Source organism: Dongia soli, from assembly GCF_034044715.1.
In the GTDB taxonomy this organism is placed as follows: Bacteria; Pseudomonadota; Alphaproteobacteria; order Dongiales; family Dongiaceae; genus Dongia_B; species Dongia_B soli.
This window is the reverse complement of record NZ_JAXCLW010000010.1, coordinates 29,543-52,063: the sequence shown is the minus strand read 5'-3', so window position 1 is coordinate 52,063 and position 22,521 is coordinate 29,543. Positions and strand designations below refer to the sequence as shown.

At 58.9% G+C, this 22,521-nt stretch carries 16 protein-coding genes; 6 read left to right on the top strand and 10 right to left on the bottom strand.

What is annotated here, in order from left to right:
* Positions 1 to 111: 111 nt before the first annotated feature.
* The 6 genes from SMD27_RS24280 to SMD27_RS21585 all read right to left on the bottom strand — a co-directional run bounded on the left by SMD27_RS24280 (position 112) and on the right by SMD27_RS21585 (position 5,961).
* Complete coding sequence (locus SMD27_RS24280; RefSeq protein WP_407651945.1) at positions 112 to 300, bottom strand: FAD-dependent oxidoreductase; 189 nt, start codon at positions 298 to 300, stop codon at positions 112 to 114.
* Between the two features lie 492 nt (positions 301 to 792).
* Positions 793 to 2,844 (bottom strand): ABC transporter ATP-binding protein, encoded by a 2,052-nt coding sequence (locus tag SMD27_RS21605; protein WP_320510523.1) that lies wholly within the window; start codon positions 2,842 to 2,844, stop codon positions 793 to 795.
* Positions 2,837 to 3,709: an ABC transporter permease gene (locus SMD27_RS21600; RefSeq protein WP_320510522.1), complete on the bottom strand. Its 873-nt coding sequence runs from the start codon at positions 3,707 to 3,709 to the stop codon at positions 2,837 to 2,839. The genes SMD27_RS21605 and SMD27_RS21600 overlap by 8 nt, the downstream gene beginning before the upstream one ends.
* Complete coding sequence (locus SMD27_RS21595; protein ID WP_320510521.1) at positions 3,706 to 4,659, bottom strand: ABC transporter permease; 954 nt, start codon at positions 4,657 to 4,659, stop codon at positions 3,706 to 3,708. Before SMD27_RS21595 ends, SMD27_RS21600 begins: the two co-directional genes overlap by 4 nt.
* Positions 4,656 to 4,931 carry a hypothetical protein gene (locus tag SMD27_RS21590; RefSeq protein ID WP_320510520.1) on the bottom strand — a complete coding sequence of 92 codons (276 nt, stop codon included), beginning with the start codon at positions 4,929 to 4,931 and terminating at the stop codon, positions 4,656 to 4,658. The genes SMD27_RS21595 and SMD27_RS21590 overlap by 4 nt, the downstream gene beginning before the upstream one ends.
* Before the next feature lie 217 nt (positions 4,932 to 5,148).
* Entirely contained in the window at positions 5,149 to 5,961 is an 813-nt protein-coding gene (locus tag SMD27_RS21585; protein ID WP_320510604.1) for a trimethylamine methyltransferase family protein, read from the bottom strand.
* Between the two features lie 245 nt (positions 5,962 to 6,206).
* On the opposite strand from SMD27_RS21585, the gene SMD27_RS21580 reads away from it, so the two are divergent.
* From SMD27_RS21580 to SMD27_RS21560, 5 genes are all read left to right on the top strand, one after another.
* On the top strand, positions 6,207 to 6,845 hold the full coding sequence (locus tag SMD27_RS21580) for a response regulator transcription factor (protein WP_320510519.1): 639 nt from the start codon (positions 6,207 to 6,209) through the stop codon (positions 6,843 to 6,845).
* 124 nt (positions 6,846 to 6,969) lie between these two features.
* Positions 6,970 to 7,350, top strand: a complete 381-nt coding sequence (locus SMD27_RS21575; protein ID WP_320510518.1) for a response regulator transcription factor — start codon at positions 6,970 to 6,972, stop codon at positions 7,348 to 7,350.
* An 88-nt stretch (positions 7,351 to 7,438) separates the two neighbouring features.
* Complete coding sequence (locus SMD27_RS21570) at positions 7,439 to 8,866, top strand: aromatic amino acid lyase (protein ID WP_320510517.1); 1,428 nt, start codon at positions 7,439 to 7,441, stop codon at positions 8,864 to 8,866.
* Between the two features lie 203 nt (positions 8,867 to 9,069).
* Entirely contained in the window at positions 9,070 to 14,574 is a 5,505-nt protein-coding gene (locus SMD27_RS21565) for a trifunctional serine/threonine-protein kinase/ATP-binding protein/sensor histidine kinase (RefSeq protein ID WP_320510516.1), read from the top strand.
* Between the two features lie 427 nt (positions 14,575 to 15,001).
* Positions 15,002 to 16,474 (top strand): ABC transporter substrate-binding protein, encoded by a 1,473-nt coding sequence (locus tag SMD27_RS21560; RefSeq protein ID WP_320510515.1) that lies wholly within the window; start codon positions 15,002 to 15,004, stop codon positions 16,472 to 16,474.
* A 795-nt stretch (positions 16,475 to 17,269) separates the two neighbouring features.
* Here the strand turns inward: SMD27_RS21560 and SMD27_RS21555 are convergent.
* Together SMD27_RS21555 and SMD27_RS21550 are read right to left on the bottom strand one after the other, a co-directional pair.
* The gene (locus tag SMD27_RS21555) at positions 17,270 to 18,550 is read right to left on the bottom strand and encodes a hypothetical protein (protein WP_320510514.1); all 1,281 of its coding nucleotides are present in this window, start codon (positions 18,548 to 18,550) and stop codon (positions 17,270 to 17,272) included.
* A 128-nt stretch (positions 18,551 to 18,678) separates the two neighbouring features.
* A complete protein-coding gene (locus tag SMD27_RS21550) occupies positions 18,679 to 19,149 on the bottom strand; it encodes a hypothetical protein (RefSeq protein ID WP_320510513.1) in 471 nt (156 codons plus the stop codon).
* 180 nt (positions 19,150 to 19,329) lie between these two features.
* Between SMD27_RS21550 and SMD27_RS21545 the strand changes: the two genes are divergently transcribed.
* Positions 19,330 to 20,331: a 3'-5' exonuclease gene (locus tag SMD27_RS21545; protein WP_320510512.1), complete on the top strand. Its 1,002-nt coding sequence runs from the start codon at positions 19,330 to 19,332 to the stop codon at positions 20,329 to 20,331.
* Between the two features lie 26 nt (positions 20,332 to 20,357).
* Here the strand turns inward: SMD27_RS21545 and SMD27_RS21540 are convergent, their stop codons facing one another.
* Both SMD27_RS21540 and SMD27_RS21535 read right to left on the bottom strand, forming a co-directional pair.
* Positions 20,358 to 20,864, bottom strand: a complete 507-nt coding sequence (locus SMD27_RS21540; RefSeq protein ID WP_320510511.1) for a very short patch repair endonuclease — start codon at positions 20,862 to 20,864, stop codon at positions 20,358 to 20,360.
* Positions 20,861 to 22,519, bottom strand: a complete 1,659-nt coding sequence (locus SMD27_RS21535; RefSeq protein WP_320510510.1) for a DUF2357 domain-containing protein — start codon at positions 22,517 to 22,519, stop codon at positions 20,861 to 20,863. Before SMD27_RS21535 ends, SMD27_RS21540 begins: the two co-directional genes overlap by 4 nt.
* Positions 22,520 to 22,521 lie beyond the last annotated feature (2 nt).

Below are 22,521 nucleotides of genomic sequence, written 5' to 3'. Positions count from 1 at the left end.
AGCAAAGATAGCTGCCTGCAACCAGCAGAGATGTTATCGTTGCGGAGCTGATCGCTCGCCTAGCGAAAGAATCTGCTTAAGCTGAAGACGCTGGAATCGACGACCGGTGTGTCATTGGCACAGATCGGCGGTCAGGCGACCAGCGCCCAATCCCAGGCCAAAACCATGACCGGAACAGCCCGTGGAAATTGTCAGCCCCGGCACGCTCGCCGCGTTGGAGATAACAGGCACGGCATCCGGTGTGACATCAATGAGTCCGGCCCAGGTTTCGACGATCCGTGCCTTGCGGAACTGAGGCAGGGCTTGCAGGAGGTTCGCCCAAGCCGTCGGAATGTCGCGGGAGACCGGTGCCGGTCCAGCACGCGCTCGTCACTGCCGAAGCCAGCCCCCGCGGCAGCACTGGGGTGGAACCCACGCCGGCTGCGACGACCGGCGCGCAAGCGAATGGAACGCCATTCCGACTTCATCAGAGGCAGAAAATCGCCGAAACAGCGGAAACTGTCGCGCGTGTTTTCCGCTGCCACGGTCGGACCATAGCCCATCGTATAGCCGCCGTCGGCGCTTTCGAATGGCAAAACCGGCGCCCTTGATGGCGATGTCGAGATCATCGGCAAAGTTGTCGGTACGGCGGTGGCTTCCGTAATGGTCAATTGCGGCAACCGGATACCCAAAGGCCGCAGCAGCAGGCTTGACCAGGCACCGGCGGCAACGACCACATGCCGGCATTTGATTGTTCCCCGTTCGGTGACGACACCCGATAGCTTCCGGTAGCGTTGCCACACGACCAAGAGCCTAAGCGGGCTTGCTCCTCGCCGTGCCAACCGACTGCAAGCGCCCGAGTTGCTCGATCGGCAAATGGCATCGGATAGCGTGCTCCGCGCCGATCCTGGCGAGGCCAGGCTCTTGCAGTTCGCAGATCGGGCCGATCTTGCGCGGGCACCGGGTGTGGAAGACGCAGCCGGTGGGCGGGTTGACGGCGCTGGGCACCTCGCCCGACAGGCGGATCCGCTGCGCCTCGCGATCATCGATCGACGGGATCGCCGACAGCAGCGCCTCAGTATACGGATGATGCGGGCCGGCGAAAACCTGATCGGCGGGGCCAACCTCCATCAGCCGGCCGAGATAGAGCACGGCGATGCGGTCGGACAAGTACCGTACCACGCCGAGGTCGTGCGAGATGAAGATGTAGCTGACCTGGCGCCTGCTCTGCAGGTCCACCAGCAGGTTAAGGATCGCGGCCTGGACCGAGACGTCGAGCGCCGAGGTCGGCTCGTCGCAGACCACGATGCGAGGATCGCCGGCGAAGGCGCGCGCGATGGCGATGCGCTGCTTCATGCCGCCGGAGAGCTGCCGCGGCCGCGCCGAAAGATACCGGTCGGCGACCCGGACTGCACTCATCAGCTCGTGCAGCTTGGCCAGGATGGCCGCCGCCGGCGTGGCTGACAGGCGCTGGATTGCCCGGCCGATGATGCGGCGGATTGAATGGGCGCGATTGAGCGCCGAATCCGGGTTCTGGAAGATGATCTGCATCGACTTCACGTCGTCGAGGCTGCGGTCGGCCAGCCGCGCAGCCAAGGGCTTGCCGTCGAGCTTGATCGTGCTGCCGCCATCGGGCTCAAGGAGCCCGAGCAGGAGGCGCGCGAAGGTGGTCTTGCCGCTGCCGGATTCGCCGACCAGGCCAAGCGTCTCGCCGCGCGCCAGTGCCACCTCGATCTGGCGCAGGACCGGGAGCGGGTGCTTCTTTGGGTTGAACGTCTTGGACAGGTTGTCGACCGCCAGCACTGGCTGTGCGTTCTGCAGGCCGACGTCGGTGATGATCGCGGCTGCCGGCGTCTCGCGCGGCACCGGCCGGTCGTGATGAAAACAGCAGCTGGAATGACCCTCGCCGAGATCGAAGAATGGCGGCGGCGAGGTGCGGCAGGTGTCGTCCGCTAAGGTGCAGCGTTCGGCAAACACACAGCCCGCAATGGCGGCGTCGGGCGACGGCAAGGAACCGCGGATAGCCTCCAGCGGGCCGTCGCTCTTGCGTCGGCCGCGCGTTGGCAGGCAACGCAGTAGTCCGACGGTGTAGGGATGGCGCGGATTCCTGAAGAGGTCGTGGGTTGCGCCTTCCTCCACCAGCGTTCCGCCATAGAGCACGCCGACCCGGTCGCACACCTTCGCCACCACGGCGAGATTGTGGCTGATGAACAGGATCGAGGTCTGAAAGTCGGCGCGCAATTGCTGGATGAGGTCTAACACCTCGGCTTCGACCGTGACGTCGAGCCCGGTGGTCGGCTCGTCGAGGATCAGCAGCGTCGGATTGTTGGCCAGCGCCATAGCGATGCAGACCCGCTGCTGCATGCCACCCGAAAGCTGGTGCGGATAGCGCTGCATCACCTTCAGCGGATCCGCGATGCGCACGCTTTTCAGCATGGCGATTGAGCGCTCATGCGCCTCGCTCTTGGCGACATTGGAAAACTCGAACGCCTCCGCCAGCTGCCGACCGACCTTCATCGATGGATTAAGCGCGCGGCCGGGGTCCTGATAAACCATCGACACCTTGGTGGCGCGCAGTTGCTGCAGCTCCGCAGGCGCAAGCTCCGTCAGGTCGCGGCCCTCGACCACGACGCGGCCACCGCTGACGATCCCGTTGCGCGGCAGATAGCCCACCGCGGCGAAGGCGGCGGTGGATTTGCCGCAGCCCGACTCACCGACCAGCCCATAGGCGCCGCCGCGGCCGATGCGCAGATCAAGGCCGTGCAGCACGCGCCGCAGCCGGCCGCGCACGCGATAGTCGACCTGCAATCCCTCGATCGCGAGTGCGTCGAGTGCCGCCACCGGGGCGATCGCGGGCCTATTCATCGAGCGCACTCTGAATGCCGTCGGCGACCAGGTTGACGGCCACCACGAGGGTCGCAATGGCGCTACCGTCGAACAGCACGGTCCACCAATAGCCGGCGCCGATTAGCCCGTAATTGGCCGAGATCGACAGGCCCCAGTCCGGCGATGGCGGCTGGATGCCGAACCCGATGAAGCTGAGGCTCGCGACCGCAAAGATGGCATAACCGAGGCGCACCGTCGCCTCCACCAGGATCGGCGGCAGCACGTTGGGCAGGATCTCGACGAACATGATGTAGAACGCGCTTTCGCGGCGGAGCTCGGCGGCGGACACGTAATCCAGCTCGCGTTCCGCCAGCACGCTGGCGCGCACCGTACGCGCGATGATCGGGGCGAAGGTGAAGCCGATGACGACGACCACGGTGCCGGGAGACGGACCCAGGGCCACCAGGGCCAGCAGCGCCACGATCACTGTCGGCAGCGTCAGCAGTGCATCGACGATGCGGCTGATGCCTTCGTCGATGAAGCCGCGGAAATAGCCCATGATCAGTCCGAGCGCGGTGCCCAGGATCGTGCTGATGATGGTCGCCAGCGGCGCGATGGTGAGAATGTCACGCGCGCCGACAATGACTCGCGAGAACACGTCGCGGCCGAGCTGGTCAGTGCCGAACCAGTGCTCGCCCGACGGCGGCATCAAAGCGTTCAAAAGATCGTCGGCGTAGGGATCGTACGGGACGATCGCCGATCCGAACAAAGCGCAGAACACCCAGAACAGGACGATCGCCAAGCCGACCAGGAATGTCCCGGAGCGGAACACCTGCCGCAGCCGGTCGCGCCGCTCGTAGTCCTCCGCAGTCGCCGTTGAAATTGCTGGCTCGGCGATGCTCATTCGCCACCGCCTACGCGGATGCGGGGGTTGAGCAGCGCGTACAGCAGATCCGCGCCGAGGCTGGCCAAAGTGAAGATTGCACCGACGGTCAGCACACCCGCTTGCAGCGTCGGGAAGTCCTTCTTGCTGGCGGCGGTGAAGATCAGGCCTCCGATGCCCTGGTAGTGGAACAAGGTCTCTATGATGACGAGGCCGCCGATCAAATAGGCGGTTTGGGTCGCGATGACGCTGATGGTCGGCAGCAGGGCGTTGCGCAGCACATGCCGCCAGATGACGGTCCGTCGCGGCAACCCTTTGAGAATGGCGGTGCGGGTGTAGTCGGAATCCAGCGCTTCAATCATGCCTGCGCGCGCCATCCGTGCGATGTAACCGAACAGCACCAGGACCAGCGGAATCGAGGGCAGCAGCAGGTAGTAGACCTGCGTGACCGGCCCGGCGCCGTTCGGCCAGGTTGCCGAGATCGGCAGCCATTTGAGCCAGACGCCGAAGATGAGGATCAGCACGATGCCGGAAACGAACTCGGGCACGATGGTGGCGGAGAGTCCGAATATCGTGATGCCACGGTCGACCGGACGGCCGACATTCAAGGCAGCGACGATCCCACCCAGGATTCCAAGCGGTACGACCAGGAGGAAGGCGACCAGCGCCAGCTTCGCCGAATTGATCAGCGCCGTCGTCACCAGCGGCGCGACCGGGGTGCGGTAGGCATAGGACTGGCCCATGTCGCCGACCACGAAGCGTGAGATCCAGTCGGCATATTGCACCAGAACCGGCCGGTCGGTTCCCATCTCGTGATTGAGCGCGTCGACCGCTCGCTGGTCGGCGAACGGCCCCAGCACGGCGCGGCCGAGATTACCGGGCAGCACCTGCGCGCCGGCAAACGCCATGACGCTGAGGAGCCACAGCGTCACCAGCGACAGACCCAGGCGCTTCAGCAGAAAGGCGATCATGGCGCCGCTTTCCGGTCGGTTCCACTTCCAGTCATGAGCCGCGGCCAGAAGCGGATTTCGATCGGCGTCGGGCCTAGAGCGACGCCTGGTTCATAAACAAGTGGCTCATTGCGGTCGGCTGCACGCCGGTGGCCCTTCTTCGTCGCTGTCAGGAAGTCGTAGAAGTAGACGAAGAGCACCAGCGATTCATCGAGCAGCAGGTTCTGGATCTTGCCGGCGCTGGTACGCTGTGAGTCGAGGTCGAGCGCGGCGATGTAGCTTTTCACCAGCATATCGTACTCCCGGTTCATGAAGTGCGCCGAATTCCAGGTACCGTCGCTTTGCAGCGCGACCAGTCCGTCGATTAATGGTTCTCGTGCTGGCCGCGCCTGCGGCGCAACGCGTCCAGAAGCCTGTAATTGATAGCCATCGCTTGCCTCTCCTGTTGTCTTTTGTTTTGGTCTTGCGCCAAACTGTTATTCTTATTGTCCCGTTGTGGCCCGCCTCAAGTCAAGGATTGCCGGTCGGTCCAGGGGCCGACCGTCCTTGAGTATGCGTGAACCCGTCACCAAGCCCCAGACAGCGCATCGCCGAGGCGGCGGCCGCAATAGCGGTAGAAGTCCAGCACCGGCCCCTCGAAGTCGGCCGGCGCCAGCGGCCCCGCCTGATGCCGGCTCGAAGCCAGCCCCGCATCATGCCCGCCAGGGCGCGCTTGTGTTCCGCCATGGCTTCGTTGAACAGCGCGATCGCGACCTGGACGGTTTCCTTCGGCCAATTCTCGCCATAGAAATGAGGCCCATCTTCACCCGCACCCGGTCGACCGATTCCGGTTGCACACAGATGAAGGAGCTGTAGTCGCCGCCGCAGCCCGACACCAGGCCGGGCGGGATGGCGGACATCACGCAATTGCCGATCTCCGCCTCGGTCAGATCCGGGCGGCCCTTTTGCGCGCGGCAGGATCGGGGCATAGCCAGCGTTATAGCCAAAATAGGCATCGCCAGCCGGGTGGTGGCTGCACAGCCGCGTCGGATTGACGACGTGCAGCTTCATCCGATGCAGCGGCGAGAGGTGATAGCCCTCCATGAAGCTCTCGATCAGGCACTTCCAGTTGGTCGGCCAGACCTCAGTTGCCCACCGGCGATGCAGGCCAGTCCCTCGGCATTCTGCTCCACCAGCGCGCCGGTCCAGGGTCGCCGACGCCGTCGCGCCCGCGAGCGTGAACGGCGTCACTACCCAGACCTGATTGCGGCGCGCCATCTCGATGATGCCCATGGCGATCGGGCTATCGAGCTTGAGCGGAGAGTTCGTGTTGAGGCGGTTTATACAGACGCAAAGAGGGGAAGGTTACGGGATGCATAGCGTTGCCTGACCGATACGGCCCGCACAGAAATCGGCATTGACTCACATTCGCCCTCGTTTGAGAATTGTCCAAATCACAAGGCAAAAGCTTTCGACGGCAGGCGTTGGTTTGGAGTGTCCGGGAAAGTTGAACCCGAACTGAGAACCGCGAGCTTGTATTATTCGCATCATTTGTTCGCGCAGACAGTGCCAGTGGTAGGGAGGCATGTGTGGCTTCTGCTATTACTCCCTCCGCCGAGGAAGGTGGGAAGGACGTCGTCTACATCGTCGATGACGACGCTTCGCTATGCGTGGCCCTGGAGGAGTTGTTCGGGTCAATCAGCTTAGCTACACGGTGCTATCGCTCGGCGCGCGAGTTCTTGGACTCTGATTTAAGAAATTTGAGCGGTTGCATCGTTATTGACATCAGACTCCCAGATATGAATGGCCTGGAATTCCAAGCTCAGCTCGCCGAGATGGGCATTCGACTGCCGGTCGTTATGATGACAGGATATGGCGACGTACCGATGACGGTCCGGGCCATGAAGGGAGGCGCAGTCGATTTCCTCCTCAAGCCGTTTCGCGATCAGGATATGCTGGATGCTGCCCTAGCTGCCATCCGCCGAGACCAAGAGCGGCGAACGGTTGAATCTGAAACCTCGCAAATTCGCGAGCGGTTCGAAACCCTTTCGGCGCGCGAGCGCCAGATAATGTTCCAAGTCGCGACCGGCAAGATGAACAAGCAGATAGCCGGAGATCTAGGAATAAGCGAAGTCACCGTGAAGGTGCATCGGGGTGCTGCTATGCGTAAGATGGGCGCTCGGACTCTCGCCGATCTCATTCGACTAGCAGACTTGCTCAAGCACTGATCTTCTCTGTTGGCAATTGCACTCTCGTATAATTCACTGGCACAACCGTATAATTCACTGACACAACGCCAAGTGGTACAAATCTGTTGGCTGCCCGCCTCACTGCGGGGGCCAAAGGGGAGGTATGTGTCGAAAAAAGCGCTTAATCGCCGTGATCGACGACGACGAGCCGTTCCGCGCGGCGCTGGTTGAGCTCCTCGGCTCGACCGCGTTTGACGCCCTCGGTTTTGCCTCCGCGGAGGAGTTCATCTCATCGAAACATGCGGATGCGTATGACTGCATTGTTACCGACATTCACCTTCCCGGAATGAGTGGGATCGATTTGTTGCGATCTCTTCGCTCGAACCAGTGGTCAGTTCCTGTCATTTTGATAACCGCCTACATGACCCCGTGGCTTGAGGCGAACTTGAAGTCCATTGATCCAATATGTCTCCTCATGAAGCCGTTCAGTCCAGATGCTCTAACAGCCTGTATCGAAAAGGCTTTCAAGGGCTGCAAATCCTGATGCAATAGGACGCAACCCCTTCTATCATCCCAAAGTGCGGACAGGCTGCACCTGCCTCTTGCAAATTGCCCCCTCCAAGAGAGGTTGGATGCCCATTCATCTTACTTCGCGTGTTGATTTCACGCTCGCCAACTATCTCCGGGTGAGCTGGGAGGGCGAGCACGTTAGTTTCGCCGAATCCGCGCTCGCCAGGATGGCTGAGACACGTCGGCAGTTTCTCGATCTGCTTGACAATGATCCCGAAATCTACATCTACGGTGTCACCTCCGGCTATGGTCAAAATGCTGGGCTACGGCTGTCGCCCGAACAGCGCCGAGAACATGCCCGCCGACTACCCTATGGTAGCTGCTCCGCTTTCGGTCCGGCACTTCCTGACAGGCTCGCTCGTGGCATCGTATTCGCCCGGCTTGCAAACTTCGTCGAGGGCCATGCCGCTATCAGTCCGGATCTCGCCTGCGCGATAGCGAAATTGCTGGCCGGCAGCGAAATGCCCGAAGTGAGCATGTGCGGCCAAGGCGGGGCGGGTGAGATTTTGGGCCTCGCACCCCTCTTCTTTGGCGTCGCTGAACGGTTTGCGCTTGGTGAGAAAGAAGCCCTGGCACTCATCAATGGATCTCCGTGCGCCGCGGCACTCGTCGCCGACGCAGCTCTCGCCGGTCGCCGGCGTCTTGAATTGGCTGAGGAGGTTTTTGCACTGTCTTGTGAGGCTATCCTCGCACCACACGAGCACTTCGCAGCGGAGCTCGAGGAACTTTGGCGCGACCCGTCGGAAAGTGCGACGCTGGCACGGCTGCGTGCATTGATGGCTGGTGGCGAGGTTAACCGGCGGCCATTCCAAGCGCCTGTCAGCTATCGCGTCCTGCCGCGCGTACTTGCCCAGCTCCGTCGAACAATAGAGGCCGCCGAAGCAGCGGCAGGCACGTCGCTTGGAGCGATTACCGATAATCCTGTATTTCTGGCTGCAACCTCAGAGCGTCCTGAGGCCCGGTTATACAGCACCGGCGGATACCACAACGCGATGGCTTATCCTACACTCGACAATCTGGCTGCAGCGATGGCCGATCTTTGTCACATCGCCGACCGCCATACATCGAAACTACTCGACGGCCGATATTCGTTACTGCCCGATCAATTGCAGGAGGATGATGGGTTAGCATGCCTAGGCATGCTCCAGGTAGGCTACGCCGAGCAGGCGCGCCGGGCAGCGCAGCGGAACTTTCTGCCTGGAAGTGAAGGCGGCGGCTTTGGACAGAACGACGTATCAGCGCCGACCTTCCCGGCTTGGCGCGCCCAAGAGGAGGCCGGTCGATGCCTTGATGCCGGACTTGCCATCCTCGCGGTGATTGGCTCGCAGGCGCTCTTCGCAACTAATAGGTCTGCTCCGCCGGCGCTCGCTCAGCTCATCCTCCAAGTCCGCCAGTACGTACCGCCATTGACTCACAGTCGCGTGCTAAGCAATGACATGACTGCGCTGGCGAATGCGTTCAGTCGCCGTGTCTTCGCGAGCGGTGCGTAGCTTTCATCTAAAGGTAGATCGACCACGTCGCAGTCTGCCTTGTGTTACCGCCGAAATCGCCGTTGCGTCTCCCCCAATCGAGCCGCCGATCACGCGCTTGAAAAAAAGCTGCAACCTGGACACAATCCTGCCACACAGAGCCAGATACCTCTAATGACAGAAAGCGACAGGGTTTAGGCTGCGTCTTCGGCGAGAGACCGCTCGTGACCGATCTTTCGAAATACAGATTCACTACCTTGTGGCAAGAGGAGCTTGCACTTTATCGGGGCTCCGCTGGAGACCTGTCTCGTATTCTGGTGGTCTCTAACGTCAGCCGCCAGCCGCTAGAATTGCTGCGGCGCTTCGAGCATGAACTTGCATTTCGGTCAACGTTAGAGTCGGAGTGGGCTGCTCTGCCTCTCGAACTTACGGAGTACGAGGGGCGGGTGGCACTTGTCCTTGAAGATCCGGGCGGTGAACCACTCACCGGCCTCCTTGGAAGGCCGCTCGAGACATCGCAGTTCCTGCGTATCGCGATTTCACTGGCATCCGCAGTAGCCCGCATGCATGAGCGAGGGCTAATTCACAAGGACATTAAGCCGTCGAACGTGCTGGTCGAAACGGAGACCTGTGCGACGTGGCTCACGGGATTCAGCATCGCATCCCGTCAACCGCGCGAGCGTCAAGCACCAGATCCTCCCGACAAGATCTCAGGGACGTTCGCCTATATGGCGCCAGAACAGACAGGCCGCATGAATCGCGCGATCGACTCCCGCAGTGATCTCTACGCGCTGGGCGTTACGTTCTATGAAATGCTGGCTGGAGCCCTTCCCTTTACTGCCGACGATCCGATGGGATGGGTGCATTGCCATATCGCACGCCAGCCGCTGGAGCTTAGCCAGAGGTATCCAGCAGTTCCGCTTCAGTTATCATCGGTCGTGATGAAGCTCCTGGCGAAGAACGCCGAGGACAGATATCAGACTGCCGATGGGTTGGTAGCGGATCTCCGGCGCTGTTTGCTGCAGTGGGAGATGCACCGACGTGTCGACCAGTTTCCTCTTGGGCTTCACGATACTCCCAGCCGACTTGTAATACCGGAGCGTTTGTATGGCCGTGACGCTGAGATTGGCACTCTGCTCGCGTCCTTCGATCGGGTAGCTCTCGATGGCAGGTCGGCCTTCCTGCTCGTATCCGGTTATTCAGGCGTTGGGAAATCGTCTCTTGTGAATGAGTTGCACAAGGTCCTGGTGCCGCGCCGTGGTCTCTTTGGCACCGGCAAGTTCGATCAATATAAACGCGGCATTCCCTACGGAACGCTGGGGCAAGCCTTCCAGAGCCTTGTCCATCAGATTCTTGGCGCTTCCGCTGCGCAAATGGACGAGTGGCGAGATGCGTTGCTGGAGGCGCTCGGTCCAAACGGGCAGCTTCTCGTAAATCTCGTTCCCGAACTCGCTCTCGTAATCGGCAATCAACCATCCCCGCCCGAGCTGCCGCCGCAGGATCATCAGGCGCGGTTTCAGACGACGGTGCGTCGCTTTCTTGGCGTGTTTGCTCGGCCGAAGCACCCCCTCGTTCTATTCCTCGATGATCTTCAGTGGCTGGACTCAGCAACTGCGGATCTCATCGAACACCTGATCGCCCACCCTGAGCTAAAATACTTATTGCTGGTGGGTGCGTATCGGGAGAATGAAGTCAAACCCTTGCATCCGCTTGCGCGAATGCTTTCTCGGCTCCGCCATGCTGGAGAGATCGTACAGGATATCCGCTTGGATCCGCTTCCGCCCGAACAGGTATGTCAGCTGCTCGCGGACGCCCTGCACAGCAAGCCGGAGCGTGTCGCCCCTATCGCTGGACTTGTATTCGAGAAGACCGGCGGCAATCCCTTCTTTACGGCTCACTTCATCACGACGCTTGCAAACGACAAGCTCCTAACCTTCGACGCCGCAGAGGGCGCGTGGATTTGGGACGTTTCCGGAATCCGTGCGAAAGGATTTACCGACAACGTAGCGGAGTTGATGGCCGCCAAGTTGGGCCAGCTTCCGCCCGACACGCAGAAGACTCTGGGCATACTAGCCTGTCTCGGACCTGCTGCCGACGCGGCCACCCTCGCTGCGTTGCAGGAGAAAGAGAAAACTGCGGCGGACCTCGCGCTTTGGGAAGCAGTTCTCGCCGGTTTCGTCCTCCACTCCGACGACACCTATACATTCGCTCATGATCGTATTCGTCAGTCTGCCTATGAGCTGTTACCAGCGTCCGAACGCGCCACTATGCACTTACGGATTGGTCGTCTGCTCGCAAAGCGCACGTCACCTGACGAGATTCAAGAGAAGATTTTCGATATCGTAAATCAGTTCGATCGCGCTGCAGGGTTGATCACGACGGCGCAAGAGCGCGAGCAGCTCGCGGAGCTCAATCTCCTTGCCGGCAAACGCGCCAAGATGGCAAGCGCTTACGCCGCAGCGCTGGAGTATCTCGCAGCCGGCCGCACGCTTCTACCAAAAAATGGTTGGGAACAGTGTTATCGTCTCAGCTTCGAGCTCGAGTTGAACTTCGGTGAATGTGAGTATCTTACCGGTGAGGTTGCACGATCGGAGAAGCGACTCTCTACGCTGGGAGCCCGCGCCCGCACGCTTGTCGACGGCGCTGCCGTTGCCTGTGTGCGTATCAATCTCTACACCAACCTTGATCAAGCAGAGAACGCCATCAAGGTTGGCATTGACTTCCTGCGGCACGTTGATCGCAATTGGTCGGCGTCCGTTACCGACGCTGGCGTTCGGCGCGAGTATCTTCGCCTACTAGGCCAACTAAGGCCCGAGTCGATTGAAGACCTAATCGATTTACCTCTCGCAGTCGATCCCGAAAAACGGGCCATCATCGACGTTCTCACCGAACTGGCGGTGCCAGCTCTGTATACCAACGTGGATCTCTTTCGCGAGATCGTCTGCCGGATCGTGGCTCTTAGCCTGGAGCATGGGAACACCGACGGTTCAAGCCTTGCATATGTCCGATTCGGCGCCGTCGTAAGCACTTATATCGGAGACTATCAGATCGGCTTCCGCTTCGCCCGGCTTGGCGTAGATCTTGTCGAGAAGCGCGGCCTCGACCGCTACAAGGCGCGTGTCTATTTCGTACTCGCAGCGCACGTCGCGCATTGGACGCAGGAATTGACCGCCTGTCTGGCATTTGCGCGGCGCGCCTTTGATGCGGCGCAAGCTGCCGGCGACTACGTTTATGCAGCATACAGCTTCGCCATCATCATTGCACATCGCCTGGCCTTAGCGCATCCACTCGAGGATGTCCAACGCGAGGCGGAGCAATGTCTCCAGTTTGCTCAGAATGCTCGTCTCCGCATTATCAGCGAGCAGACCAAAGAACATCTCGTCCTAATCCAGACCCTTCGTGGAGTGACACTGGATCGTGACCTTTTACACGACGAAACTTTCGCCGACCGCCGTTTCGAGAAAGACCTACGTAGCGAGACTCCGTTGGCCTTCTCGGCGTGCGCTTATTGGTTCCGAAGGTTGGCGGAAGGAGTGTACTCGAACGACCCCCTGTCTGCCGTAGCGGCTTCACAAAAGCTTGCGCCTCTGATCTGGACCTTCCCTACCCGCTTTGATCTAGCCCAGTATCACTTCCACTCTGCGTTGGCCTGGGCGGCGTATTCTAGCACCGTCTCAGCCGATCATTGCCGCGATTGCATTGCAGCCCTGAGAACTCATCGCGAACAGATCGCCATTTGGGCTCGGACCTGCCCATCCACGTTCGCAAGTCGCGCCATTCTGCTAGACGCAGAGATTGCGCGCATAGAAGGCCGGCACTCGGATGCTACTCGGCTCTATGAAGAGGCAATTACGCTGGCGCGCGACCATGGCTTTGTCCAGGATGAGGCCATTGCTCACGAACTTGCCGCGAGATTCGCGTCTTCGCGTAACCTTCGCCATGAGGCAAATGCTCACCTTCAGCACGCAAGATATTGCTACCTTCGGTGGGGAGCTGGTGGCAAGGTCCTGCAGCTCGAGCAAAGGTACCCTCACCTTCGCGCGGAACTAATCTCGCCGAAGGCGAACACGACGATCGATGCTCCGGTCGAACAACTAGACCTCGCCACGGTTGTTAAGGCCTCACGGGCAGTTGCCGGTGAGATTTTGTTTGAGCGTCTCATTGAGACGCTCATGACCATCTCGCTCGAGCACGCTTGTGCCGAACGGGGAACACTCATCCTTCTCCACGATGGTGAGTTGAGGACCGCGGCCACGGCCAACACCAGAGAAGACGCAGTCCAGGTCACGCTGCAGAAGCCGCCAAAAACTCCGGCGGACCTACCGCTCTCTGTTCTGCACACCGTAATGCGTACCCGTAGGGGCATCAATCTCGAGGATGCCGTGCAATCCGGCGTCTTTACAGCGGACGCATATATACAGCGGCAGCGGCCTCGATCGGTGCTTTGTCTCCCCCTCTTAAAGCAAGGTCAGCTGATCGGCCTGCTCTACCTTGAAAACAATCTGGCGCCCGGAGTTTTCACTAAGTCTCGTGCCGGTGTAATTGAACTTGTGCTGTCACAGGCCGCGATCTCCCTCGAGAACGCGCGACTCTATGATGGATTGCGGCGGAGTGAAGCTCTCTTAGTTGAAGCCCAACGGATGACTGAGACAGGCAGCTGGGCGTGGGACCCCTTCACTGACGAAGTAGCCTGGTCCTTAGAACACTACCGCATCTTGGGACTCGATCGAGAAAAGGCGAAGCCTTCTTTCGAACTTTTCTTTGCTCAAATCCATCCTGATGATAGGTCCGCATTCGAGGAGACAGTCAGGTCGGCATGCCAGGCGAGGGCCGACTTCGAGAAGGAATGTAGGATCGTCCTAAGCGATGGGCGTATTAGATACGTCCATTGCGCGGGCCGTACGGTAATTGACACCGCAAGCAACTTCGTGGAGTTCATCGGGACCACCAGAGATATTACAGAGCGCAGGCAGGCTGAGGTGGCGCTAAGAGATGCTCAATCGGAGCTTGCTCGTGTTACGCGACTTTCGACAATGGGCGAACTCGTGGCTTCGATTGCGCATGAGATAAACCAGCCTCTCGGCGCAATCGTGGTTAATGCGGGCAATTCAATTCGCTCGCTCAGTAGGGAAAAACCTGATCTGCTGAAGGCGCGGGATGCGATAACGCGCATTGCCAGCGACGCTCAACGTGCAGCGGATGTGATCCGAGGCCTCAGGGCGCTAGTCCAGAAAAACGAGCCAAATATCTCCAAGGTGGATATCAATGACGCTATCGAAGAAGTGCTGATACTCACTCGCATTGAGCGACAGCGGCACAATATAGAGCTGCGCACTGCGCTGCGAACTGGTGATCGCATGATGCTTGGGGACCGAGTACAGCTGCAGCAAGTTATTCTTAACCTGATCATGAATGGCATTGAAGCAATGAGCACGGTCATCGACCGGCCGAGGGTCCTCGAAATATCGTCCGAACCGGTTGATAAGGACCATCTTCTTGTCGCAGTACATGACACCGGTCCCGGCATGAACCCTCAAATAATCGGTCGAATCTTTGATCCTTTCTTTACAACAAAGTCCAATGGCATGGGTATGGGACTCTCTGTCTGCCGAACGATTATCGAGGCTCACAAAGGACGCTTTTGGACATCGCCACGTGAGCCGCACGGGTCGAGCTTTCAGTTCACCGTGCCCAGTGTTGCTACACGATCCAATGACCCGACCCGCTAGAGAGTTCTCTCACTCTACGTGATCGCACTTCAGGAGTGAGCCCAGGGAAACCGAATGGTCGACGAGCTGAGTACCGGTGAATAGGTCAGCTTACGCTCAGGTCGCAGTAACAGCGGGAGCCGCGGACCCACTCTGCAGGCCCAGGGAGGAACTCTCGCGAAACCAGGTCGGAGAGGCGACATCGCCTAAGAGGAAAGGCGGGAGCATTCTACAAGAGCGGGTATGGGAGGTAGCAATGACGATAAACCGAAGGTTACTGGACAGCTTACGCCAGAGATGCAGCGCGCTGGAAAATCACCTAATCGATGGATTGGTTGCCGGTCGTGTCAGCCGGCGCGAATTTATACGACATGGATCAGTTCTAGGTTTAGGTTTGCCAGTCCTCGTACGTGCCGCTTCAACGGTTGGTTTATCTGGTTTGTCGGCGATGTCGCGTAGCGCCCGCGCCGCATCGCCAGGCGGTACGATCCGAGTGGGCCAGATAGTTCCCGCGGCCGCGATCGACCCCCTGAAGATCGCCGATGGCGGTGGCATAACGGTGATGTCGCAAGTTGCCGAAACCCTTGTGTTGACCGGCGGCGATCTGACGGCAAGGCCGTTGCTCGCCGAGAGCTGGTCGCCCAACAATGACGGCACGGTGTGGACCTTCAAGCTGCGCCAGGGGGTCAAGTTCCATAGCGGCAAGACCATGAACGCCGACGACGTGGTCGCCACCTTCGACCGGCTCGCCGACCCGGAGAACGGGTCGAATGCACTGTCGGCCTTGACCAGTACGCTCTCCAAAGGCGGCACGCGCAAGGTCGACGACTACACAGTTGAGTTCCACCTGGACGCCGCCAATGGCAACTTCCCCTACATCGTCTCGACCGACAACTACAACGCGGTGATCCTCCCCGCCGACTACAAGGGTGACTTCGAGCAGAACATGAACGGCACCGGTCCGTTCAAGCTTGAGAAATACACACCAAAGGTCGGTGCCTCCTTCGTCCGCAATGACAGTTATTGGGGATCCAAGGCGCTGCCCGATCGAGTCGAGATCGGCTTCTACAGCGACTACCAACCGCAGATCCTCGCGCTGCAGGGCGGCCAGATCGACATCATCCAGCAGATTCCAGTCTTGCAGGGCGTCGGGCTGCTCAAGGATCCCCATGTCGACATCATTGCGATGCCCTCGACGGCGCACCAGCAGGTGCACATGCGCACCGACAAGGCACCCTTCGAGGACAAGCGCGTGCGCCGCGCCATCGCACTGTGCCTCGACCGGCCGAAGATCGTGCAGGGCCTGATGAAGGGCAAGGCCAAGATCGGCAACGACAGCCCGTTCGCGCATGCCTATCCATCCACCGATCCGAACGTCAAGCAGCGCGAGAAGAACATCGCGGAAGCTAAGCAGCTGCTGGAAGCAGCCGGAATGAAGGGATTCGAGGCGACGCTCACGGTCGAGAAGTATCTCGAGATCCCCGAATACGCTGTCCTGATCCAGAACGCCGTGAAGGAGATCGGCGGCAAGATCAATATCGACCAGCTCGATCAGGGCGCCTACTATGGTGATGCGGTCTACGGCAAGTCACCGTGGCTTGATTCAGACATGGGCATCACCGACTACGGCCATCGCGGCGTACCAAACGTGTTCCTGTCGGCGCCGCTGAAAAGTGACGGAACCTGGAACGCGGCGCACTTCAAGAATCCCGAGTACGACAAGCTGGTCGCCAAGTACATCGCATCGCTGGATCTGGACTCGCAGCGTACGATCGCCGGCGAGATCCAGAACCTGCTGCTCGATGAGACGCCCGTGCTCTTCGCCTATTTCTACGACTTCCTGACCGCGACGAAGAAGGGTGTGGCTGGCGTGCAGCCAATACCAATGGGACAACTGATCTTGAGCCAAGCGACGCTTTAGAGGTCCAGATTGTGCCGCGAATGTCGGCCTGCCGTAATGTTCTAGGCTGCGGGCAGAGCGGGCATTACGACAGATACAGCGAAAGTTGGACCGATTGCCCTTTCCACGAACTCGCGGCGGCAAATGGTTTAACCTGCGACGACGTTCAGACCCTTCAGTCGTTCGAGCAGCCAAGGCGGCAGCTAACCGAAGCTCAGACGGCGCAGATTGGCCGGAACGACTTCAACTGTGGTGCTTGCTAATATCCTCAAGAACCAGCTTGGAACCGCTGAGCTCAAGGACATCCGGCCTCAGGAAGCAGACAAGCCCCGCTCTTTCGAACGGGGCCTTTTGTTGGTTGCGGGGGCCAGAAACCACAGACAGTTTCGCTTACCGCTGATAAAGATTTAGGGCTACCCAATCTGAATTGACGACTTCGCGCTTCGGAGACTTTTGACCTTCGGAGGGCGTTTTTAGGCTATTTCCCATGCTTGCCCGAATGCGATTTATCTCGATAATATACTGTAATAAGTTATATATTCAGCACGCCTGAGTGCAATGATTCACGCTCCTTTTGTCAAAAATGCGCCATTATTCGCTTCCGCTTGCTTTCCCGATGCTTCCCTGAATTGGCACTTACGAGAAAGAAGATGCCGGCAGTCAAACTCACAAAGCGGATATTAGACAGCTTTCAGAACGTGCGGCGGGCCATATCGCACACAGCATGGGTCTGAAACTTGGCGGATCAGAAAGCCAAGCGGAGAACATCCAGGATTTAGTCGGACTGTCCTAGCTACCAAAGCTCTTCCGTACGAGCTAGGTATTGTACTGCCAAAAGTCCCCTTGCGGCTCCGCCGGCTCTCCCAGGGGATCATGCAAATCATCTGTCTCCGGAAAGAGAGATTTCTCGTCCGGGCCGTTAATTGCCTTCTGTAAGTTTATATGCGCTTCAATATCCGCTAAGCGCTCCTGCACCCAAATGCGCATACGTCTGGCTTCACCAGACTGCTCATTCTCTACGTCGCTTGGTAGGGATGCCAGCCAGTCCCTCACCTCCGAGGCCTGCCGCCGCCTTTGCAACAGCTGCGAAAGATATGCGGTACGCTGCTCCTCGCGCTCTTTCCGCTTCTTCGAAAGATCGCGCCGATGCGCCATTTTTGCGCGGATCCGGGTGTCTTCCTCGCGACGCTCGCGCTCGCTCTTTTCGTTGGCAAGTGTGGCCTTGATGCCGGCGACAATATCTTCGAGCATCGCTTCAACTGCCTGGGTTTTGCCATCCGCCCAGGTTTTCCTCAATCCCCGAGCCCAGCTCTCGATAGAAAACACGAGCTTCCCCGTGTGAACGCGGTCGAATTCCGGCCAAGGCTTCCCGTAAGGCAGTGACAAGTGCAGACCCCAGTCCTGGCGATCAGCAGCCCGCTTGCGCTGAGCCTGTTGCTTCTCATAGAGAGCCAGTTCCTTTTCGGTAGGCGAGTGCGCCTCGCGCTTTATCAGCTCGGTCAGCGTGAAAGCAACCTCGTCCGCACCAACAATCACTTTCATCCGCCCGCCATCTGCCTGGAGATCAAGCCCGTCTGTCTCCAGCGCAATAGCCAGTGCGTTAAGAATACTGACAGTTCTCTCTACCCGGTCACCGTGGATAACGATGCCGCATAGTCCTGCTCCGACAGCGCTAATTGTTCCAGAGGCGTCTGCCTTTCCTTTCCGCAACAGCCTAGCTGTCAGATCTATTGACCTGTGTATATTCTGCGCCACTTGCACTTCAGGGAGATTGCTGACCGGTGGACTTTCACGTTGCCGGACGGCTTCCTCTGCCTTGGCCTCGCGGATGATACTTTGAGTCTCTTCTGAAAGCCCTGCAATCGTGGATTCGATGACAACCCTGTCGAATAACGGGTCGCTTACATCGCGCAAAATCGCCTTCTTAACGCTTTGACCGGCGGCAAGTCTTGCCCAATAGCCGTGCGGCGGGCTTGGTATGCGATGGCGCTCACATATTTTAGCAAGCCCACCGCCGGAGATTCCAAAATCTTCGGCGACCTTTTCAACCGGCTTTGACCATACCAGCTCATACAGTTCTCTGCGCGACAGCTTCATGATGCAACCTCTATCGAAGAGCCCATACTGTTTTCAGTCCCTGCGCCGCAGTCAGACTTCAAAAATAGACGATCCCAAGCGACGACGCAGGTTATATGTGGTCCGGACGTACGACCATCCCCGAGGCGCTAGGCGTCCGCCGGAAGATCATCATTGTCAAACTTACTGTCGAGCCTGTAATGAAGGATCTGCGCTTGGCGATATCGCATGCCCGTTCCATTCAGAATAATATATTTAAAGTGCTTCGCCGTCAGCATCAGAAGGATCTGTGTAAGAGCATCTGCTGGCATTGAAATTAAGCCCTGAAGCAACCCGCCGTAGATATTGAGGGTGCCAACCTGTGTTGGGTTGTCGAACACCTGAGCATCCGGATTGTATGACGCGGATGGCAGGAAAGTCAGAGAGACCTCTTCCGGCTTCAGCTTCTTTGGTCGTAGGATGCGACCTCTGATTTCCAGATGGCGATAGTTTGAGAACGGTCCAGGGAAATGCTTGCTTGTTTCTATCCCGAAACTGAATCCCCAGTCCCAGGACGCAATTTCAACGACGTAATACTGAATGTCCGGAGTGCGTGATTTTCTAACCTTCCGACGCGGCATGGCCTGCTTCTCCAGATTGCCTAAACGAATCAAGGAACCGGCCGTTCAAATTTCATAAATGGACTATGAGGGATCAATTCAGATTAAGAAGCATTAAGTTTGAGCGATACATTGCCCGGCTGGTGTCCCAGAAGTTATGTTATGGCGATCTGAGCTTAACTTTGCACTATGCATTGGACCATGAAAGACCAGACTGATCTCTTCAATGACATAGACGCTTCTGAAGCGCCGCTTCGTAAAGGCATGAAAGTCAAGCCCGTATCCGGACGCCATCAGGCAGCCCAGAACCCTGTTTCGCGGGACGAAGTGTATGAAGGCTGGGTGCGTCAGCTTGAAGCGTCGGGCCGGTATCGGGTGCTTCGTCAGTTGGCGCCGCGCCCGATTGTCCGTCGGGCACCAGCCGTGACGGAGAAAATTGCCGTTATTGTGGACGTTGAAACTACCGGACTTGATCACAGCAAGGATGAAGTCATTGAACTTGCAATTGTCGCCGTCACATACACCGATGACGGTCGGATTGGCGATGTCATCGACACCTATAGCTCTCTTCGTGAGCCGTCTGTGCCGATCAGCCCGACCATTACAGAGCTCACGGGAATCACAGCCGAAATGGTTGCAGGAAAGTCGCTCAATGATGACGCAGTGGCAGCTATAGTCACGCAAGCGGATCTCGTCATCGCACATAACGCGCGCTTCGACCGTCCCTTCTGTGAAAGTCTCTCACCGGAATTCCAACATAAAGCCTGGGCCTGCTCGTTCAGCGAAATCTCCTGGTCCGAGCTCGGATTTGAGGGTGCCAAACTGGGCTACCTCCTCGGCCAGTTGGGATGGTTTCACCGCGGCCACCGCGCAGTTGATGACTGCCTGGCTCTGCTGGAAGTTCTTGCCACGCCGGTACCTGACTATCCCGGGAATGGATTTGCGCGCCTGCTGGAAGCGGCATCTCTTTCAAAATACAGAATCTGGGCCGAGAACAGCCCCTTTGATCTGAAAGATATACTGAAAGCCCGCGGATACCGATGGAGCGATGGATCTGATGGAAGACCACGGTGCTGGTGGACCGAGGTCTCAGAGAACATGCGTGAATCTGAGCTGCATTTCCTGCGCACGGAAATCTACCGTCGCGACGTCGATGTTCACGTGCAGCGACTCACAGCGCTGGACAGATTCAGAAGGAGCTGACCCCCGACATCTTTCTGCCCCCGTCATCAGGTCGGCTCCTTCTGCCTGGCGCCTGTCTGCTTCTCAGGTCCGCTGGCCATCCGGTTTCCGGATATCTCCAGCTCCTGCTGCCGGCCGGAAATAAACCTCTCACACTGACGGGCAATTGATTCAGCAGTAAGACGTCCCGGCCCCTTAAGGCTGCATTCCCATACAGTCAGAATACGCCATCCGGCATCCAACAGAGCACTGCAGGTACGTTTATCGCGGGCTTTATTCCCCGCAATTTTCATTTCCCAGAACTCACGCCTCGTCACCGGGAGCTTGAAATTAGGGCAGCCGTGCCCATGCCAGAAGCATCCGTGCACAAACATCGCCACCCCGAAGCGTGAAAACACCAAGTCAGGCCGGCCGGGCAGTTTCTTGTCATGGAGACGGTAGCGAAATCCCCCCGCGTGGAGCAAGCGCCGCAACGTCATTTCCGGCGCTGTATCTCTTCCCCTGATGCGCTGCATGTTGAGACGGCGCTGAGCAGGAGTGAGAACGTCCGTCACGCCTCTGCTCCGGCATCCGCGATAATTGACCTGAGGGCAGACTGTATTTCCGGAAGCGGCGTGCCGGGCTTCAGCGTAACCGCGCCAAACCGGAAAGCTCCCCGGTAAAGGGGGTGGAACAGGCGCCCCGGCAAGGGCGTCTCGCGATAGCCGGTCTGAAGCAGCGGCACATGAGGCGTCAGAAGATAGGCAGCCCTGACAATGCCGCTCGTCTCTCCGCCGGCCATTTCTCCGACCAGTGCGTCGCGATACATGTGAATCGAACTCAGAGCGTCATTCAAGTTCTCATTAATACGGTACTTTGCATCGAGCACGATGAGCTGCCCCGGATCGCCCCCGGACTCTTCCCGGGTCATGACGATGTCGGGAATCATTGTCCGGCTGTAAGAGCCCCGCTTCTCGGGCTCAAGCCAGAACTCCCGGTACTGCCGCTGAAAACTGATCTTCCAACCGCTTCCCGTACCGATCGTGATAGCTGTGGCCTTAACCGTGACGCCTCCAGAGGTGTCCGTGCTGAACAGCTTTCCGATGTTAACGCTGTCGGAACCAAACTCTGCAATTGCCGCGTGGATGAGACGCAGGAAGCACCACAGCTCGTATAGTTCAAAGGTGCGCGCGAGCGGCAGGTCCAGAAAGTCGCCGAACACCGCAGCAATGCCACGTTCGATATCCTGCCAGATCCGGTAAAACCGGCCGTAAAGCGGATCGTTACGAAAGACCGGTGACATCGTGAGGCGCGGCTCGGCATCGCCGGCTTCTGCGAAGAGGGGCGAAGCGCGTAATGAACCGACGCGGCGTGCCAGCTGCCGACACCTCGATGACCAGGACATGCGGTTGTTACACCCTTCGTCGTCATCCACCGGCAGATTGCGTTCGAGCAGGTCAGCAGCCACCCCGAGCCAGGAGGCCCAGGACTGCAGGCATGCTGCCATCTGCCGGTGCTCCGGCAGATCCAGCGAGCTTACACGCCGACGGGTTCTGATACGGGCAGGAAGAAAGCCGTGCAGTGACGAAGGTAACCCGGTGACACCGTCAGCTTCCCTGAGAACTCTCCCCGATCGCAGGGAGCGGAGAATATCCGGCCCGGTTGCGCGTGAAGCCCGGTGATAGGGAAGAATTATCTCATCTCCCGCCAGTGCGTGCCGCGGCCGCCGGGCAATTGCAGCGACGGCCTCCTCGAGTTCATCGATACGTGACCGCAAAAACTCTAACCGTGCGAGGGCGGGTGGTCTCGAACCACTGCCGCGTGCAACAGACTTCCGGAAGCTGCTCAGGGAAAAGAGGGCAAAGGTATCGTTAAGAATTTCTCTGAGCATGACGTCGAAGTCATCCCGGGAGAGCTTCCGCCGGTCAGGATCAGTAATGACCTCAAACCGCCGGGGCCCCATTCCCGGCATCCGGAGTTCCGCCTGAACCGTGCCGGCGTGAAAACCAGGCTGCCAGCGCCAACGCACAGCAGCGGGCGGCTTTGACCTGAGTGCCTCCAGCCTGACCTCGTCAATCAGGAGGTCTGCGTCGGCCGCTACGCCATCGCCATGCAACTCAAAGACATAACTTCCCGTTTCATGCACCGTTCCCGGCTCGACGGGCGCCTGCTGCGGCCAGATCTGCCAGTAAGCACCGGACGTCTCGCTGCGCATAAACAGGGTAGCCATTC